The 226-nt window shown below is 69.0% G+C and carries 1 protein-coding gene; it reads right to left on the reverse strand.

From position 1 onward, the window contains the following. On the reverse strand, positions 1-226 hold a 226-nt coding region (locus JL475_RS39590; protein WP_202283005.1), incomplete at both ends, for a DDE-type integrase/transposase/recombinase.

Genomic DNA, 226 nt, shown 5'->3' on the forward strand with positions numbered 1-226 from the left:
GGTGGGCTGGTGGCTGTTCTCCGCCCGGTTGTTGAGGTACTTCGACTGCCGGTGCTCGACGGAGGGCATGACCTCCCGGTGGGCCGCACCGTAGGAGCGGAGCTTGTCGGTGACGATCACCCGCGGCACCGAGCAGGTCTTCTTGAGCAGTGTGCGGAAGAAGCGCCGGGCGGCGGCCTTGTCCCGGCGGCCCTGGACCAGGATGTCGAGCACGGTGCCGTCGGCA

The sequence above is a fragment of the Streptomyces sp. M2CJ-2 genome, assembly GCF_016757295.1.
GTDB lineage: Bacteria > Actinomycetota > Actinomycetes > Streptomycetales > Streptomycetaceae > Streptomyces.